13 protein-coding genes are annotated in these 16,038 nt (G+C 69.6%); 4 read left to right on the top strand and 9 right to left on the bottom strand.

The annotated features are described in order from the left end of the window. Positions 1 to 44: 44 nt before the first annotated feature. Together PV963_RS33930 and PV963_RS33925 are read right to left on the bottom strand one after the other, a co-directional pair. Positions 45 to 746 (bottom strand): ribonuclease HII, encoded by a 702-nt coding sequence (locus PV963_RS33930; protein ID WP_274820286.1) that lies wholly within the window; start codon positions 744 to 746, stop codon positions 45 to 47. An 82-nt stretch (positions 747 to 828) separates the two neighbouring features. Then, positions 829 to 1,449 carry a TetR/AcrR family transcriptional regulator gene (locus PV963_RS33925; RefSeq protein ID WP_274820285.1) on the bottom strand — a complete coding sequence of 207 codons (621 nt, stop codon included), beginning with the start codon at positions 1,447 to 1,449 and terminating at the stop codon, positions 829 to 831. A gap of 189 nt (positions 1,450 to 1,638) precedes the next feature. On the opposite strand from PV963_RS33925, the gene PV963_RS33920 reads away from it, so the two are divergent. Next, a complete protein-coding gene (locus tag PV963_RS33920; RefSeq protein ID WP_274820284.1) occupies positions 1,639 to 3,186 on the top strand; it encodes an MFS transporter in 1,548 nt (515 codons plus the stop codon). A gap of 419 nt (positions 3,187 to 3,605) precedes the next feature. Here the strand turns inward: PV963_RS33920 and PV963_RS33915 are convergent, their stop codons facing one another. The 3 genes from PV963_RS33915 to PV963_RS33905 form a co-directional block, all read right to left on the bottom strand. Continuing rightward, a complete protein-coding gene (locus tag PV963_RS33915; RefSeq protein WP_274820283.1) occupies positions 3,606 to 4,511 on the bottom strand; it encodes an ADP-ribosylglycohydrolase family protein in 906 nt (301 codons plus the stop codon). A 12-nt stretch (positions 4,512 to 4,523) separates the two neighbouring features. Then, on the bottom strand, positions 4,524 to 5,183 hold the full coding sequence (locus tag PV963_RS33910) for a histidine phosphatase family protein (protein WP_059417402.1): 660 nt from the start codon (positions 5,181 to 5,183) through the stop codon (positions 4,524 to 4,526). Between the two features lie 150 nt (positions 5,184 to 5,333). Further along, the gene (locus PV963_RS33905; RefSeq protein WP_274820282.1) at positions 5,334 to 5,939 is read right to left on the bottom strand and encodes a YdbC family protein; all 606 of its coding nucleotides are present in this window, start codon (positions 5,937 to 5,939) and stop codon (positions 5,334 to 5,336) included. A 154-nt stretch (positions 5,940 to 6,093) separates the two neighbouring features. Between PV963_RS33905 and PV963_RS33900 the strand changes: the two genes are divergently transcribed. Further along, positions 6,094 to 6,627 carry a TerD family protein gene (locus tag PV963_RS33900; RefSeq protein WP_274820281.1) on the top strand — a complete coding sequence of 178 codons (534 nt, stop codon included), beginning with the start codon at positions 6,094 to 6,096 and terminating at the stop codon, positions 6,625 to 6,627. 34 nt (positions 6,628 to 6,661) lie between these two features. Next, positions 6,662 to 7,441 carry a phosphotransferase gene (locus PV963_RS33895; protein ID WP_274820280.1) on the top strand — a complete coding sequence of 260 codons (780 nt, stop codon included), beginning with the start codon at positions 6,662 to 6,664 and terminating at the stop codon, positions 7,439 to 7,441. Between the two features lie 60 nt (positions 7,442 to 7,501). Here PV963_RS33895 and PV963_RS33890 read toward each other — a convergent pair whose 3' ends face one another. Beyond that, positions 7,502 to 10,378 (bottom strand): vitamin B12-dependent ribonucleotide reductase, encoded by a 2,877-nt coding sequence (locus PV963_RS33890; protein ID WP_274820279.1) that lies wholly within the window; start codon positions 10,376 to 10,378, stop codon positions 7,502 to 7,504. Positions 10,379 to 10,542: 164 nt separating this feature from the next. Then, entirely contained in the window at positions 10,543 to 11,103 is a 561-nt protein-coding gene (gene nrdR / locus PV963_RS33885; RefSeq protein ID WP_274820278.1) for a transcriptional regulator NrdR, read from the bottom strand. A gap of 620 nt (positions 11,104 to 11,723) precedes the next feature. Here nrdR and lexA point away from each other — a divergent pair. Beyond that, on the top strand, positions 11,724 to 12,503 hold the full coding sequence (gene lexA, locus PV963_RS33880) for a transcriptional repressor LexA (protein ID WP_030845416.1): 780 nt from the start codon (positions 11,724 to 11,726) through the stop codon (positions 12,501 to 12,503). Between the two features lie 191 nt (positions 12,504 to 12,694). On the opposite strand, the gene PV963_RS33875 is transcribed toward lexA, so the two are convergent. Together PV963_RS33875 and PV963_RS33870 are read right to left on the bottom strand one after the other, a co-directional pair. After that, positions 12,695 to 14,671 carry an ATP-dependent DNA helicase gene (locus PV963_RS33875; protein WP_274820277.1) on the bottom strand — a complete coding sequence of 659 codons (1,977 nt, stop codon included), beginning with the start codon at positions 14,669 to 14,671 and terminating at the stop codon, positions 12,695 to 12,697. Positions 14,672 to 15,090: 419 nt separating this feature from the next. Beyond that, positions 15,091 to 16,002, bottom strand: a complete 912-nt coding sequence (locus PV963_RS33870; protein WP_274820276.1) for a GNAT family N-acetyltransferase — start codon at positions 16,000 to 16,002, stop codon at positions 15,091 to 15,093. Positions 16,003 to 16,038: the final 36 nt, after the last annotated feature.

Raw genomic sequence — 16,038 nt, 5'->3', positions numbered from 1 at the left:
TACGGCCCGCTTCGGCGGGTGGCGCATGCGTGCGAACGAAACCGTCAGAAATCGAAGCCGAGCTGACCCTCGATTTCCGGAACGCTTCCGTCCGTCAAGCTGCGGACCTTCTTGAGGTGCCGCCACTGGGGCAGCGCATCAAGATACGCCCACGACAACCGGTGGAAGGGGGTGGGGCCCCGCTCCGCCAGTGCGGCCTTGTGCACGGGTGAGGGGTACCCGGCGTTGTCCGCAAAACCGAAGTCTGCATGGTCGATACCCAGTTCGGCCATCATTTTGTCGCGCTGGACCTTGGCGATCACCGAGGCCGCCGCGACAGCCACGCACGACTGGTCGCCCTTGATCACCGTGCGGACCCGCCAGGGTGCACCGAGATAGTCGTGCTTCCCGTCGAGGATGACGGCGTCGGGGCGGACCGGCAGGGCGTCCAGGGCACGTCCCGCGGCGAGCCGCAGCGCGGCCGTCATCCCCAGGTCGTCTATCTCCTCCGGGGAGGCGTGCCCCAGGGCGTACGACGTCACCCATTTCCGCAGTTCCTCGGCGAGTTCGGTGCGTCGCTTGATGGTGAGCAGCTTCGAGTCGGTGAGACCCTCGGGCGGCCGGCGCAGTCCGGTGATCGCCGCGCAGACGGTGACGGGACCGGCCCACGCGCCGCGCCCCACCTCGTCGACACCTGCAACGATCTTCGCTCCGGTCGTGGCTCGAAGGGAGCGCTCGACGGTGTGAGTAGGCGGTTCGTACGGCATGGCGACCCTAGGTTACGCCGCCCGGAACCGCCCGCGACACCCCGGTCGGCCCCAGCGGTGCCACGGCCTTCGCCGACCCCTGTCAGGCGCCGCTCGACCGCAGCAGCGGAACCATCAACTGGTCGATCATCTCCTCGACTTCCTGGTCACGCCATTCGCAGCCGCACATCTTGGATCGGTACATCATCATCGCCGGGATGGCGTCGAAGACATATCCGTTCGCAGCGTCTGAACGCACCTCGCCTCGCTTGATCCCGCGCTCGATGACCTCCCGCAGCATCTTGATAGTGGGCTCCACGACACCCTCGAAGATCACGGCATGGAAGCGCTCGGCCTGCGTCGTGTCGCACTCGTGAATCACCGAGCGAAGCGCGAAACCCGGACGGGAGAACATCGCGTCGCGGGCCCTCCGGCACAGCGCCAAGAGGTCATCACGCACGCTGCCCTCGTCCGGCACCGCGTCGAAGTGCGGCAGTCCGGCACGCAGGGCGTCAGCGACGAGATCCTCCTTGGACGGCCAGCGCCGATAGACGGCGGCCTTTCCGGTCTGGGCACCGGCGGCGACGCCCTCCATCGTCAGGCCGTTCCAGCCGACGGTGCTGAGTTGATCCAGCGCGGCGTCGAGGATCGCGCGTTCGAGCACGGCGCCGCGGCGGCGGGCGGCCGTCTGAGCGGGGGCATCCGCCCAGCTCGGGGTAACCATCGGACTCTCTCCAAGGAGCAGACGAAGCGGGGATTTCGGGGATGGGGGGGACGCGCCGGACGGCGGCAAAGGGGGACGTACCGCACGACGACGCCACGAGTGAACGCTTGCGTTCACTGTCGGGGACTCACTACCGTTGACGCGACAGTGAACGCAAGCGTTCACTAACGCACTCGTGGGGGACCCATAGTGACAACCTCTCCATTGCTCAAGGACCAGAAGCCAGGTGCGGCACGCCGGGAGGGACGCCCCGGCATCGCGCTCACCGTCATCGCGGCCTGCCAACTCATGGTGGTACTCGACGCGACGATTGTGAACATCGCGCTCCCGCACATACAAGACGCGCTCAAGTTCAGCACGACCGACCTCACCTGGGTCGTCAGCTCCTACACACTCACCTTCGGCGGACTGCTGCTCCTCGGCGGCCGCGCCGGTGACATCCTCGGGCGCCGTCGGGTGTTCATGACCGGCATCCTGCTCTTCACCTTCGCCTCGCTGCTCGGCGGGCTCGCCCAGGAGCCGTGGCAGTTGCTGGCCGCACGGGTCCTCCAGGGCGTGGGAGGCGCGATCGCGTCGCCCACCTCGCTGGCGCTCATCACCACCACGTTCCCCGAGGGGCCGGAGCGCAACCGGGCCTTCGGTGTCTTCGCCGCCGTGTCCGCGGGTGGTGGTGCCATCGGCCTGCTCGCGGGCGGCATGCTCACCGAGTGGCTCGACTGGCGTTGGGTGCTCTTCGTGAACGTGCCGATCGGCGTGCTGATCGCCGTGCTCACACCGCTCTACATCGGCGAGTCCGAACGGCACACCGGCCGCTTCGACATAGCGGGCGCGGTGACCTCGACCGCGGGCATGGCGTCCCTCGTCTACGGCTTCATCCGGGCGGCGGACGAGGGATGGCGGGACGGCCTCACCATCGGGTCCTTCGCCGCCGCGATGGTCCTGCTGGCGGCCTTCGGGATCATCGAGTCCCGGGCCAAGGAGCCGATCACCCCGCTGCGGATGTTCACCGACCGGAACCGCTCGGGCACGTACGTGATCATGCTGAGCCTCGCGGCGGCGATGTTCGGCATGTTCTTCTACATCGTGCTGTTCGTGCAGAACGTGCTCGGCTACAGCCCGATCGAGGCGGGGCTCGCCTTCCTGCCCGTGACGGTCGTGATCGCGCTCGGGGCGGGTCTGTCGCAGCGGTTCCTGCCGGTGCTGGGCCCGAAGCCGTTCATGCTCCTTGGCTCGGCGCTCGCGGCGATCGGACTGGCCTGGCAGGCGCTCATCAGCTCCGACAGCTCGTACGTGGGCGGGGTCCTCGGTCCGATGCTGGTGTTCGGCTTCGGCATGGGGCTGAACTTCGTGACGCTCACCCTCACCGCCGTCTCCGGTGTCGCCCAGCACGAGGCGGGCGCCGCGTCCGGGCTGCTCAACACCACGCAGCAGGTGGGCGGATCGCTGGGTCTGTCCATCCTGACGACCGTCTTCGGCACGGCGACCAGGGACGAGGCGGAGAAGCAGCTTCCGCAGTTCATGACCGAGGGCTCCGCGGAGCAGAAGGCGGAGTTCGCCAGGACGCATCAGCTGCCCGCGCCGTGGGGGCACGAAGTGCTGGCCCAGGGCATCTCCGCTGCCTTCATCCCGGCCGCGGCGATGGCCGTCCTCGCCCTGGCCACCGCCTGGTTGGTGATCCGGGTCCGCAAGAGCGACCTGGAGGCGCTCTCCGGCTCGGCCGGGCCGGGGCTGGGCTGACGCCGAGGCATCGCGAGACGGCTTCGACGGCTCGCCGGCGGTCCGCAAACAGGCCGGCCGGCGACTGTCGGGCCGGTCCGCGACCGGCCGCGGTTGGCCGCACCGTGCAGGGGGGACGGGCGGTGAGGGCAGCGGTCCGGCCGTCCGCTCATGTCTCAAGCGGCGTGCGAACGCGTCCCACCAGCGGATCAGAACAGCGAGCAGGACCTCCATGATCACCCCCTTCGCGCTCCCTGCACGTATCTCCGGTGTGTGCGGCCTCATGGCTCGCACAGCGGATGTAATGACAACGAGCAGCCGGTCACGGAGAGTTCCCGAGGTGCACGGAGAGTTCTGATCCCCAGGCCGATGCCCCCGAGACCGATGCAGGCAAGTGCGATCGCTGAACCGACGCGGGAGAGTTCTGACCGCTGGACCCGCTAGACCGACGCGGGCACCCAGTCCGGCAGCGGCTCCGTCCGCTCCACCCACTCGGCGGGCGGCGCCCCAGCCTTCCCCGAGGCGATCACGCCGCCCACGATGGCACAGGTGGTGTCGACGTCCCCGCCGACCTGGGCGGTCGTCCAGAACGCCTGCTGGTAGTCGCCGAGGCTTCGCGCTGCCGACCAGATAGCGAAGGGCACGGTGTCGTGAGCGGTCGTCCGCCGTCCGCACCCCAGTACCGCCGCGACCGTGGCCGGGTCGCCGTAGTCGAGCATGTCCCGGGCCCGGCGCAGTCCCGCGCCGACCGCGCTCTTCGGTACCAGGTCGATGACCCCGTCGAGGAGGGCCTCGGCACCGGGCGGCCCGCCGGGGGCGGCGGCGAACGCGGCGGCCGCGGAGACGGCCATGGCGCCGACGACGGCCTCGCGATGCTGGTGGGTGGTGTAGGCCGAGATCTCCGCCTGGTGGGTCGCCTGCTCCGGGTCGTCCGCGTACCAGGCGCCCAGCGGGGCGATCCGCATCGCGGCGCCGTTGCCCCAGGACCCCTGTCCGTTGAAGAGCGCGGCGGCGAGTTCGCGCCAGTCGCCGCCCTCCCGGACGAGCCGCAGCAGGCGGTTGACCGCGGGACCGTAGCCCCGGTCGAAATCGTGGTGCTCTGCGAAGGAGCGGGCCAGAGCGTCCTGGTCGATGCGGTGGTGAGCGACCAGGACGGCGACGACGGAGCCGGCCATCTCCGTGTCGTCCGTCCACTGCCACGGCCCGGACGGCACTTCGCGGCGCTTCAGCAGAGGGTAGTTCACCGGCACGAAGTACTGGGAGCCCAGGGCGTCCCCGACGGACAGTCCGCGCAGGCTGGCCAGGGCGCGGTCCAGGCGCACGTCGGGGGAGGAGTCAGCGGTCATCGCCCTGCCACTCTATCCGGTGATCCCGTAGGGCTCGGGATCTCGCCAGCGGTCGAACGGCCGGTCAAGCGTGTACTTGCCGTCGTCTCCCAGAACGAGCATCCGCACCTCGCCGTTCCCCGGGTTCGACAGCGACTCGAACTCCGCGACCGTCCAGTGGAACCACCGCATGCAGAACAGCCGCATGGCCAGACCGTGGGTGACGATCAGGACGTTCGGCGGATGGTCGGGGTCCTCGAAGCTGCGGAACAGGCTCTCCAGGAAGCCGCCGACCCGGTCGTAGACGTCGGCGCCGGACTCGCCCTGGGCGAAGCGGTAGAAGAAGTGGCCGTAGGCGTCACGGTAGGTCTTCTGCAGGCGGACCTCGTCCCGGTCCTGCCAGTTGCCCCAGTCCTGCTCGCGCAGCCGGGGTTCCTCGCGCACCCGTATGAGCCCGGGGTCGAGACGGAAGGCGCGCAGCGTCTCGTGGGTTCGGCGGTACGGGGAGACGTACACGCTGACGCGCTCGCCGCCGAACAGCTCGCGCAGCTGCTCGCCCGTCGCCTCCGCCTGCCGCCGGCCCCGCTCGGTCAGCGCCAGGGCGTGGTCGGGCTCACGCTCGTACACGGAGTCATCAACATTGCCCGTTGACTCGCCGTGCCGGACAAGGACGATGCGCCGTGGTCGTGCCATGCCAAAACCCTAGATCGGGTGAGGGCCCGTCGAGCACTCGTACCGCGCCCAAACAACGTAGGTCACACACATCCTGCACCACAGATCACACTGGTCGCACACCTGTCCGACCGGGATCAATCGGTCCGGAGCTGTCCGACCCGCCCGGAGTCAGACCGTCCAGCTCGGCTCCATGTCCACGACGTCCCCGGTGAGCGCCGCCACGTCCGCCTCCGTCTGGGCTCGCAGGGCGAGCCGCTCCACGCGTTCGGTGCGGTACTTGCCGTGCTCGGCGGCCGACCGCCACATCGACAGCACCATGAACTCGTTCCCCGGCGCCTCCCCGAACAGCCCGCGCACCATGCCGGGCGAGCCGGCCATTGCCGGGTTCCACACCTTCTCCTGCATCAGCACGAAGTGCTCGACCCGCTCCTCGTGGACCCGGCAGAGCGCCACACGCAGCAGGTCGGCGTCCGTGAAGCGCGGTTCGAAGCCGGTCTTCACGTCGAAGCGGTAGTCGAAGAGCCTGACCTGGGCGTCCTTGAACGTGCCCGACTGGGCCGACGCGAGCCGGTCGTGAGACCGGGCCATGAAGGAGTCGTAGAAGGCGCGGCTCTCCCAGAAGGCGAAGATGTGTGCCACGCCCGGCCGCCCCCGGCTCCAGCCACCCCCCTGTCCCCGAAACCCCGGCTCCCCCAGAAGCCCCGCCCACTTCCGCTGCCCCCGCTCGAAACCGCGGCGGTCCACCACGGTGCAGCGAATCCACTTGACCAGCACCGCGCCATGGTAAGGCCACGGAGCGTGGCGCAGGTCACTCTCGGCTGGGCCGCTCTCCGGCGCGCGCACCCGCACGCGTGGCAGGATGGACAAACAGTCGTGAGTGCCCGGCAGTTGAGGCGGACGGGCGGGTCGTACGGGGAAGGGGACGCTGGTGGACGGGCTCAACAAGGGGCTTCGCAAGGTCGAGATCGCGGTGCGGTGGGATCCCAGTCCGGCGGGGCAGCCGTCCACCGACCTGGACCTCGTCGCGGCGACCTATCCGGCGGACGATCCGCACGGCGATCCCGCCTATGTGGTGCACTTCGACAGCCGCTCCCCCGACGGCACCATCTATCTCAACCGGGACAGCAAGGACGGCCAGGGCTTCGGCTACGACGAGGTCATGACGCTGGAACTCGACCGGCTCGACGGCCGGTACGCGCGCGTGGTGGTCGGTGTCGTCATCCAGCAACGCCCGGCGGAGCGCACTTTCGTCAGTGTGGTGAACCCAGGACTACGCATCCGCGAGGGATACACCGTCCTGGCCGAGGACAACTTCGGGGGTGTTCTGGGGGCCACGGCGGCGACGGTCGCGGAGTTCGTCCGCGACGGTTCCGGTCCCTGGGACTTCAACCCCGGCCTGCGTGGTTTCGAGGGTGATCCCGTGGACTTCGCCAGGACGATGGGTGCCGCACACCGGCCCTGAGTCTCTCTCCCCCGCGAGCCCGCAGGAGCCAGGGGTGAACTGGGTGTTCCCGGACGGCTGGGACTGCGAGGCCCGGCTGGTCGACGGCCGCTGGGTCGAACGCCGTCCCCGCCGCCCGGACGTGGAACGGCAACTTCGGACGGAGACCCGCCTGCTGCCATGGCTCGCGCCGTACGTGCCGCTCGCTGTGCCGGTGCCCCACATCCTGGCAGGCGATCCGCTCATCGTGCGGCACGCCCTGGTCCCGGGCGAACCGCTGGCAGAGCCGGACGCCTTCCAGGGACGCGTCTTGGGGCTGTTCCTGCGGGCACTGCACAGTGCGGACACCGAAGAGGCCGTGCGACGCGGTGTGCCGCCCGCGCGGGAAGTGCTCCTGGAACGCGCGGCCCTGGCGGACGACTTCCGGGCTCGCGTGCTGCCCCTCCTGCCGCCGGATCGGCGCGCCCCCGCCTCCGACCTGCTGAAGGCCGTCAGCAGGCTGCCCGCCGAGGCCCTCGTCCACGGGGATCTCGGACCCGAGCACCTGCTGGCCCAGGACGGTGCCCTCACGGGCGTCATCGACTTCGGCGACGCGCACATCGGGGACCCCGCCATCGACCTGGCATGGGCGCTCAACGGCACCTCACCGGCGTTCGCCGAGGCCTGCATCACCGCCTACGCGGCACCACCGGCGCTGCGCGAACGCTCCCGCATCTGGCACCGCCTGGGCCCCTGGTACGAGGTCACGCACGGGTTGGACATCGGCGACCAGGACACCGTCCGTTCGGGGCTGGACGGCGTACGGGACAGGCTCTCCGACATCCGCGGCCCGTGACGACAAGAGGGGCACCGCCCGAAGGCGGTGCCCCTCTGTCATCGGCTCAGGCCCTCGGCGTCAGCTGCAACCGCTGGTCGAGCCGCAGCCCTCGCAGATGTAGCAGGAACCGGCGCGCTGCATCTTCGTACCGCAGGAGAAGCACAGCGGGGCGTCGGCCTGGATGCCCAGCTGCATCTCCACCAGTTCGGCGCTGGTGTGGGCCTGCTGCGGGGCGGGCGTTGCCGCCTCTTCCTTCTTCGGCTCGGAGACGGCCTTCAGCTCCTGGGCGCGCGGCGCCGACTGGGCCAGACCCTCGACGTCGACCTCGTCCTCGTTCGGCTCGTACGAACCGGTCTCCAGGTGACGCTGGCGCTCCTCGGCGGAGTGGATGCCGAGCGCGGAGCGCGTCTCGAACGGCAGGAAGTCCAGCGCCAGGCGGCGGAAGATGTAGTCGACGATCGACTGCGCCATCCGCACGTCCGGGTCGTCCGTCATACCGGCCGGCTCGAAGCGCATGTTCGTGAACTTCGAGACGTACGTCTCCAGCGGGACGCCGTACTGGAGGCCGACGGAGACCGCGATGGAGAAGGCGTCCATCATGCCCGCGAGGGTCGAGCCCTGCTTGGACATCTTCAGGAAGACCTCGCCGAGACCGTCGTCCGGGTAGGAGTTGGCGGTCATGTAGCCCTCGGCGCCGCCGACCGTGAAGGACGTCGTGATGCCGGGACGGCCCTTGGGGAGGCGCCTGCGGACCGGGCGGTACTCGACGACCTTCTCGACCTGGGGCTCGACGGCGGCGGGCTCCTCGGCCTTCTCCTCCCACTTCTTGGTGGAGAGCGGCTGGCCGACCTTGCAGTTGTCGCGGTAGATCGCGAGCGCCTTGACGCCCAGCTTCCAGGCCTCGAAGTAGATCTCCTCGACCTCCTCGACGGTCGCCGTCTCCGGCATGTTGACCGTCTTGGAGATGGCGCCGGAGATCCACGGCTGGATCGCGGCCATCATGCGGACGTGGCCCATCGGGGAGATGGCCCGCTCGCCCATGGCGCAGTCGAACACCTCGTAGTGCTCGGGCTTGAGGCCCGGGGCGTCGATCACGTTGCCGTGCTCGGCGATGTGGGCGACGATCGCCTCGATCTGCTCTTCCATGTAGCCCAGGCGGCGCAGGGCCTGCGGAACGGTGCCGTTGACGATTTGCATCGAGCCGCCGCCGACCAGCTTCTTGAACTTGACCAGCGCGAGGTCGGGCTCGACACCGGTGGTGTCGCAGGACATCGCGAGGCCGATGGTGCCGGTCGGGGCGAGCACGGACGCCTGGGAGTTACGGAAACCGTTCTTCTCGCCGAGGCGCAGCACGTCTCCCCAGGCCTCGCTGGCGGCGGCCCACACCGGGGTGTCCAGGTCGTCCATGCGGACGGCCTTGTCGTTGGCGTCGGAGTGCTGCTTCATGACGCGCTTGTGGGCGTCGGCGTTGCGGGCGTAGCCGTCGTACGGGCCGACGACCGCGGCGAGTTCGGCGGAGCGGCGGTATGCCGTGCCGGTCATCAGGGAGGTGATGGAACCGGCGAGCGAGCGGCCACCGTCGGAATCGTAGGCGTGGCCGGTGGCCATCAGCAGGGCGCCGAGGTTGGCGTAGCCGATGCCGAGCTGGCGGAACGCGCGCGTGTTCTCGCCGATCTTCTGGGTGGGGAAGTCCGCGAAGCAGATCGAGATGTCCATCGCGGTGATGACCAGCTCGACGACCTTCTGGAAGCGCTCGGCCTCGAAGGACTGGTTGCCCTTGCCGTCGTCCTTCAGGAACTTCATCAGGTTCAGCGAGGCCAGGTTGCAGGACGTGTTGTCCAGGTGCATGTACTCGCTGCACGGGTTCGACGCGGTGATCCGGCCGGACTCGGGGCAGGTGTGCCAGTTGTTGATGGTGTCGTCGTACTGGATGCCGGGGTCGGCGCAGGCCCAGGCGGCCTCGGCGATCTTGCGGAAGAGCGACTTGGCGTCGACCTCCTCGATGACCTCGCCGGTCATCCGGCCCCGCAGGCCGAACTGGCCGCCCTGCTCCACGGCCGTCATGAACTCGTCGTTCACACGGACCGAGTTGTTGGCGTTCTGGTACTGGACGGACGCGATGTCGTCGCCGCCCAGGTCCATGTCGAAGCCCGCGTCGCGCAGGACGCGGATCTTCTCCTCTTCCTTGACCTTGGTCTCGATGAAGTCCTCGATGTCCGGGTGGTCGACGTCGAGGACGACCATCTTGGCGGCGCGGCGGGTGGCGCCACCGGACTTGATCGTTCCTGCGGAGGCGTCGGCACCGCGCATGAAGGAGACCGGGCCGGAGGCGTTGCCGCCGGAGGACAGCAGTTCCTTGGAGGAACGGATCCGGGAGAGGTTCAGGCCGGCACCGGAGCCGCCCTTGAAGATCATGCCCTCTTCCTTGTACCAGTCGAGGATCGACTCCATGGAGTCGTCGACGGACAGGATGAAGCAGGCGGAGACCTGCTGGGGCTGCTTGGTGCCGACGTTGAACCAGACAGGGCTGTTGAAGCTGAAGATCTGGTGCAGGAGGGCGTACGCCAGCTCGTGCTCGAAGATCTCGGCGTCGGCGGGCGAGGCGAAGTACTTGTGGTCCTCTCCGGCCTTCCGGTACGTCTTCACGATGCGGTCGATCAGCTGCTTGAGGCTGGTCTCGCGCTGCGGGGTGCCCACGGCACCGCGGAAGTACTTGCTGGTGACGATGTTGACCGCGTTCACCGACCAGAAGTCGGGGAACTCGACGCCGCGCTGCTCGAAGTTGACCGAGCCGTCGCGCCAGTTGGTCATGACGACGTCACGGCGCTCCCAGGCCACCTCGTCGTACGGGTGGACCCCAGGGGTGGTGTGGATGCGCTCGATACGCAGGCCCTTGCTCGCCTTGGTGCTCTTGGCGCGGGAACTCCGTGCCGGACCACTCGCCGTCTCTGTCATGCCGCCTCCCTGTACGGGCGAAAACGCCCTGAAGTGCCCCGTTGTTCCCGTGGCACGGTGTTCTGTCTGGTGTTGCGAGCGCCCACTCACATCGCCCGCAACAGGTCTTCACATCGCCGCCGCCCGGCCGGGCCCGGAGCTGCCGTCCGGGTCCGGCCCGCCGGTCAGTCGGCGGCGCCTGCGGGCTCGGGGACGTGTGTCGCCCCTCCGGGCCCGCGGTCGTCTTCCTGGCTCCCCGCCCCCGCGTCGTCGCGGTCTCCGTCGTCCGCTTCGGGGCGTCCCGTCTCTTCCCTGAGCTCCGCGATGGCCGCCTCGAAGTCCTCGAGCGAGTCGAACGCCCGGTAGACGGAGGCGAATCGCAGATACGCGACGAGATCGAGCTCCTGCAACGGGCCGAGTATGGCCAGCCCCACGTCGTGGGTGGTCAGCTCGGCACTTCCGGTGGCCCGCACCGCCTCCTCGACCCGCTGGCCGAGCTGGGCGAGCGCGTCCTCGGTGACGGGTCGTCCCTGACACGCCTTGCGCACACCATTGATGATCTTGGTACGGCTGAAGGGTTCGGTGACTCCGGACCGCTTGACCACCATGAGCGAGCACGTCTCCACGGTCGTGAAACGACGGGAGCAGTCAGGGCACTGGCGGCGCCTGCGGATCGACGTGCCGTCGTCGGTCGTACGGCTGTCGACGACACGGCTGTCGGGGTGCCTGCAGAAGGGGCAGTGCATGAACTCCAACCCTCCTCACAGCAGACTCAATAGCCTCGCTGGGTCTCTTGCGCCCCACGAAGCAGCCCCAAGCATAGGCGATGACCATGGGCGCGGAGACCCGGGGGACCACAACTTGTGGGCTGCTGCTGCAATCCAACCACTAGATGTGGGGATTGGCTCATACATGCACGCCGTACGCGCGTGTCGCGCGCGTAGCCGCAGGTGACGCGCGACCGACCCCGCCGCGCCGGCCTCGTACGCCCACAGCAGTACCGCGAACACGCCCGGCCGCACACCCTCCATCGCATCCGTACGCGCACACCCGTATCGCTGCGGCATATGCGGAGATACCGTGGGCGCCGCAAGGAGGGGACGTGGGACTCCCGCACAGATGAGGGCTGCCCCCGGGGCAGGAGAATGCCGGATGGCAGACTGGGGCAACAGCCCCGAGGTGATCACCCCGGCGGTGAAGAGTACAGCAATGGGCGCTTTTGCCCGCCAGGTGGAGCGGTAGCCAATACACCCGGACACATGATCGCGTCAGTCGATTCGCGATTTTTCACTCGAACGTGTGTTTGGCGCAACCTTTCGAAAGCAACTACCGTTGTCCAGCAGGGAGACCATCGAGAGGGGCCGACGTGACCACCACCGCAGACAGTGCCGCCATCACTGCCCAGGACCGCTCCCAGGGCCGACTGGAGCCGGTGCACGCGATGAACGAAGCCACGAACCCGGAGGGGCACAAGCGCTCCCTGCCAGGACGACCTCCCGGCATCCGGGCGGACAGTTCCGGACTCACCGACCGCCAGCGTCGCGTGATCGAGGTCATCAGGGACTCGGTGCAGCGGCGCGGCTACCCGCCGTCGATGCGCGAGATCGGCCAGGCCGTCGGCCTGTCCAGCACGTCTTCCGTCGCACACCAGCTGATGGCACTGGAGCGCAAGGGCTTCCTGCGCCGTGACCCGCACCGCCCGCGTGCCTACGAGGTGCGCGGTTCCGATCAGGCCGCCTCTGTGCAGCCCACGGACACGGCGGGCAAGCCGGCCGCGTCGTACGTGCCGCTGGTCGGCCGTATCGCCGCCGGTGGCCCGATCCTCGCCGAGGAGTCCGTCGAGGACGTCTTCCCCCTCCCCCGCCAGCTCGTCGGCGACGGAGAGCTGTTCGTCCTGAAGGTCGTCGGTGACTCGATGATCGAGGCCGCCATCTGCGACGGCGACTGGGTCACGGTCCGTCGTCAGCCGGTCGCCGAGAACGGCGACATCGTGGCCGCGATGCTCGACGGGGAAGCCACCGTCAAGCGCTTCAAGCGGGAGGACGGCCACGTCTGGCTCCTGCCGCACAACGCGGCCTACGAGCCGATCCCCGGCGATGACGCGACCATCCTCGGCAAGGTGGTGGCCGTACTGCGCCGCGTCTGACACCGCGCACCGCGTCGGGTGGGCCCAGTCGGCCCGCCCTCTGACCGGGCCCCGGGACCCCTGCGCCGGTTCCGGGGCCCTGCGCTGTCCGGGCCAGGTGCGCGCTGTCCGGACCCGCCGCGTGGGGCCGGGGCGGCCCGGGGCGGGGTCGGCCCGCGGCGGCTCTGTCGCCGCAGACCGGCCCCCGTGGCTCAGTCGGCTTCCGCTTGCTTCGCCATCGCATCGATCGCCGCCAGCGACTTCCGCACCTGGTTACGGTCCGTCGTGTACCAGAAATCGGGCAGTGACGCCTTCAGATAACCCCCGTACCGGGCCGTCGCCAGACGCTGGTCCAGCACGGCGACTACACCGCGGTCGCCCGACGCCCGTACGAGGCGGCCGGCGCCCTGGGCCATGAGGAGTGCGGCGTGGGTGGCGGCGACCGCCATGAAGCCGTTGCCGCCCCCGTCCTCCACGGCCTTCTGGCGGGCGCTCATCAGCGGGTCGTCGGGGCGCGGGAACGGGATCTTGTCCATGACAACCAATTGGCAGCTCGGTCCGGGGACGTCCACGCCCTGCCACAGCGACAGGGTGCCGAACAGGCAGGTCCGAGGGTCGGCCGCGAAGTTCTTGATGAGCTCGCCGAGCGTCTCCTCCCCTTGGAGGAGGATCGGGAACTCCGGGAGCCGGGAACGCAGTTCCTCGGCGGCCAGCTGCGCGCCCCGCATGGAGGAGAACAGGCCCAGCGTGCGGCCGCCCGCCGACTGGATGAGCTCCGTGAGCTCGTCGAGCATGTCCCCGCGGTCGCCGTCCCGCGCGGGGCGGGCCAGGTGCTTCGCGACGTACAGGATGCCCTGCTTGCGGTAGTCGAAGGGCGAGCCGACGTCGATGCCCCTCCACTGCGGGAGGTCATCGCCCTCGGTCCCTTCGGGAGCGAGCCCGAGGGAAGCACCGACCCCGTTGAAGTCGCCGCCCAGCTTCAGGGTCGCCGAGGTCAGGACCACGGAGCGATCCGCGAAGAGCTTCTCCCGCAGCAGTCCCGAGACGGACATGGGGGCGACGCGCAGGGAGGCACCGAAGCGGTCATGGCGCTCGTACCAGACGACGTCCCATTCGGAGCCGTTCGTGATCCGCTCCGCCACGTCGTGCACGTTCTCCACGGAGGCCAGCGCCTGCTTGCGGACCGCGTCCTCGTCCTGGACTGACTTGTCGCGGGTCGTGCCGATGGCGGAGATGACAGTGCGGCACGCGTCGCGCAGTGCCATGAGGGCGTAGCCGAGGTCCTCGGGGATCTCCTCGAGGCGGCCCGGCAGCGCGAGCTCCATCAGCCGTTCAAAACCCTCGGCGGCGGTCTGGAGCTGGTCCGCCGCCTTCTCGTTGACGAGTTTCGCGGCCCGGCGCACCGCGCGGTTGACCTGGCCGGGGGTGAGCTCGCCGGTGGCGACTCCGGTGACGCGCGAGACCAGCTCATGGGCCTCGTCGACGATCAGCACGTCGTGTTGCGGAAGGACCGGGGCGCCCTCGATGGCGTCGATCGCGAGCAGTGCGTGATTGGTGACGACGACCTCGGACAGCTTGGCGCGCTCTCGGGCCATCTCGGCGAAACATTCCGCGCCGTAGGCGCACTTCGAGGCGCCCAGGCACTCCCTCGACGACACCGACACCTGGGCCCAGGCCCGGTCCGAGATGCCGGGTGTGAGGTCGTCGCGGTCGCCGGTCTCGGTCTCGTCGGCCCAGTCGCGCACCCGCAGCAGGTCCTGGCCCAGCTTGCTGGTGGGCGCGGCCGCCTCGAACTGGTCGAAGAGGCCCTCCTCCTCGTCCTGCGGGACACCCTCGTGCAGGCGGTGCAGGCACAGGTAGTTCGACCGGCCCTTGAGCATCGCGAACTCCGGGCGGCGGCGCAGCAGGGGGTGCAGCGACTCGACCGTTCTCGGCAGGTCGCGCTCCACCAGCTGGCGCTGGAGGGCCAGGGTGGCGGTCGCGACGACCACGCGCTCCCCGTGCGCGAGCGCGGGCACCAGGTAACCCAGCGACTTGCCGGTGCCGGTGCCGGCCTGGACCAGCAGGTGGGAGCCGCTGTCGATCGCTTCTGCGACGGCTTCGGCCATGGCCACCTGGCCGGGGCGCTCCGTACCGCCGACGGCAGTGACGGCAGCATGCAGGAGTTCGGGGAGTGAGGGCTTCGTCATAGCGCGACCACCCTACGACCCGGCACTGACAAACGGGTGATCAAGGCGGAGACAGGGGACGGGATCAAGACCTTGGGCTCCTCGGTGGGGGTGGGGCGGATGCGCGGACGGGTGGCGGGGCCCCGGGGGGCACAACGGGTTCGGGACGGGCGGGGCGGGTGACGGGCAGGGCGGCGCGTGCTGCGAGCGGGGAAGGATGACGGGCAGGCTGGCTCGAGCTTTGGGCGGGGCAGGGTGGAACGGGCCCCGGGCGTCCGCTGCGGTCGTCCGCGCGGGCCGTGCGCTCTGACCGTCCGCGTGGTCCGTGTGCTCTGACCGTCCGCGTGGGCCGGCGGGCCGCTCGAAAAATCTCTGCGGCGTGAGTGGGAACCGCGGCGGCACGGCCCGCGTTCAATGAGTGATGGCGTAGTGACACAGCGCTACAGCAGATGCCGAAAGGCTCGGTCTCGGACCATCAGGGCGGCTCGCTTGTCGGGCAGGTCGGCCTCGGCGGAGAACCGGAAGCCGGCGGTCAGGAAGGCGGCGATGGAGGGGGTGTTGCGAATGTCGGGTTCCGCGATGACACGTGCGCAGGAGGGCCGCTGCGCGAATACGAGATCGGCCACGGCTCGGAGCAGCAGACCACCGAGACCACGCCCCCGGTCGGCGACAGCACCGACCAGCAGGTGGAGCCCCGTGTCGTGAGGCCGGGCCGGGTAGTGGCGGGCCAGCGGATCCAGGTCCGCCCGGTAGATCTCCCAGTAGCTCATGGGCGTTCCGCTCAGCACGCCGACGCACGGCACACTGCGTCCGTCGCCGGCCAGCTGGGCCAGCACGTGGTCCTCGGTCACGCTCTGGGGTCCGGACAGCTCCCAGAATCCCGCAGCGGCGGGGTCGTTCATCCAGCGGCTGATGAGCGGAAGATCACGTTCGATGCGCACGGGGACGAGGTGGAAGACGCCCACAGGTGTGTCGGTCGGGCCCCATTCTGCGACGCGGTCGAGGAGATCGTCCGCCGTCGGGCGAACGGAGGGGAGCGAGAGGACCGAGGCCTCACGGGTCGCGGCGATGGAGACGGAGGGCTGTGCCGTGTCCTGGTCCGGCCGCCGTGCTCCGTGGCTGTGGGACGCCTCGTCCGCGAAGAGGGCGAGGCGTTCGTCCGGGAGCCGTAGGTCCATGGTGTCTTCGCCGTGACCGCTCGCACCGGAATCGGCACCGGAGTCGGCACCCGAATCCGCACCGGGGTCCGCGTCGGCTCGCGCGCTGGTGCCGACGTCGGAACCGGCATCGAAGCGGGCGTTGGAGCCGGCCGCGGTGTGGTTGACGTCGGTGGTCGGGTCGGCGGAAGGCACCAAACGCTCCTCTCAAGAAGGGGGGTGAGGCGTGTC

Source organism: Streptomyces coeruleorubidus, from assembly GCF_028885415.1.
GTDB lineage: Bacteria > Actinomycetota > Actinomycetes > Streptomycetales > Streptomycetaceae > Streptomyces > Streptomyces coeruleorubidus_A.
The sequence above is the reverse complement of the archived record's forward strand: the minus strand, read 5'-3'. Positions and strand labels throughout refer to the sequence as shown.

Excerpts from the sequence above, each read along its gene's own strand:
- PV963_RS33930 (WP_274820286.1), bottom strand. The coding sequence starts at position 746 with ATGCCGTACGAACCGCCTACTCACACCGTCGAGCGCTCCCTTCGAGCC.
- PV963_RS33925 (WP_274820285.1), bottom strand. The coding sequence starts at position 1,449 with ATGGTTACCCCGAGCTGGGCGGATGCCCCCGCTCAGACGGCCGCCCGC.
- PV963_RS33915 (WP_274820283.1), bottom strand. The coding sequence starts at position 4,511 with ATGACCGCTGACTCCTCCCCCGACGTGCGCCTGGACCGCGCCCTGGCC.
- PV963_RS33910 (WP_059417402.1), bottom strand. The coding sequence starts at position 5,183 with ATGGCACGACCACGGCGCATCGTCCTTGTCCGGCACGGCGAGTCAACG.
- PV963_RS33890 (WP_274820279.1), bottom strand. The coding sequence starts at position 10,378 with ATGACAGAGACGGCGAGTGGTCCGGCACGGAGTTCCCGCGCCAAGAGC.
- nrdR (WP_274820278.1), bottom strand. The coding sequence starts at position 11,103 with ATGCACTGCCCCTTCTGCAGGCACCCCGACAGCCGTGTCGTCGACAGC.
- PV963_RS33875 (WP_274820277.1), bottom strand. The coding sequence starts at position 14,671 with ATGACGAAGCCCTCACTCCCCGAACTCCTGCATGCTGCCGTCACTGCC.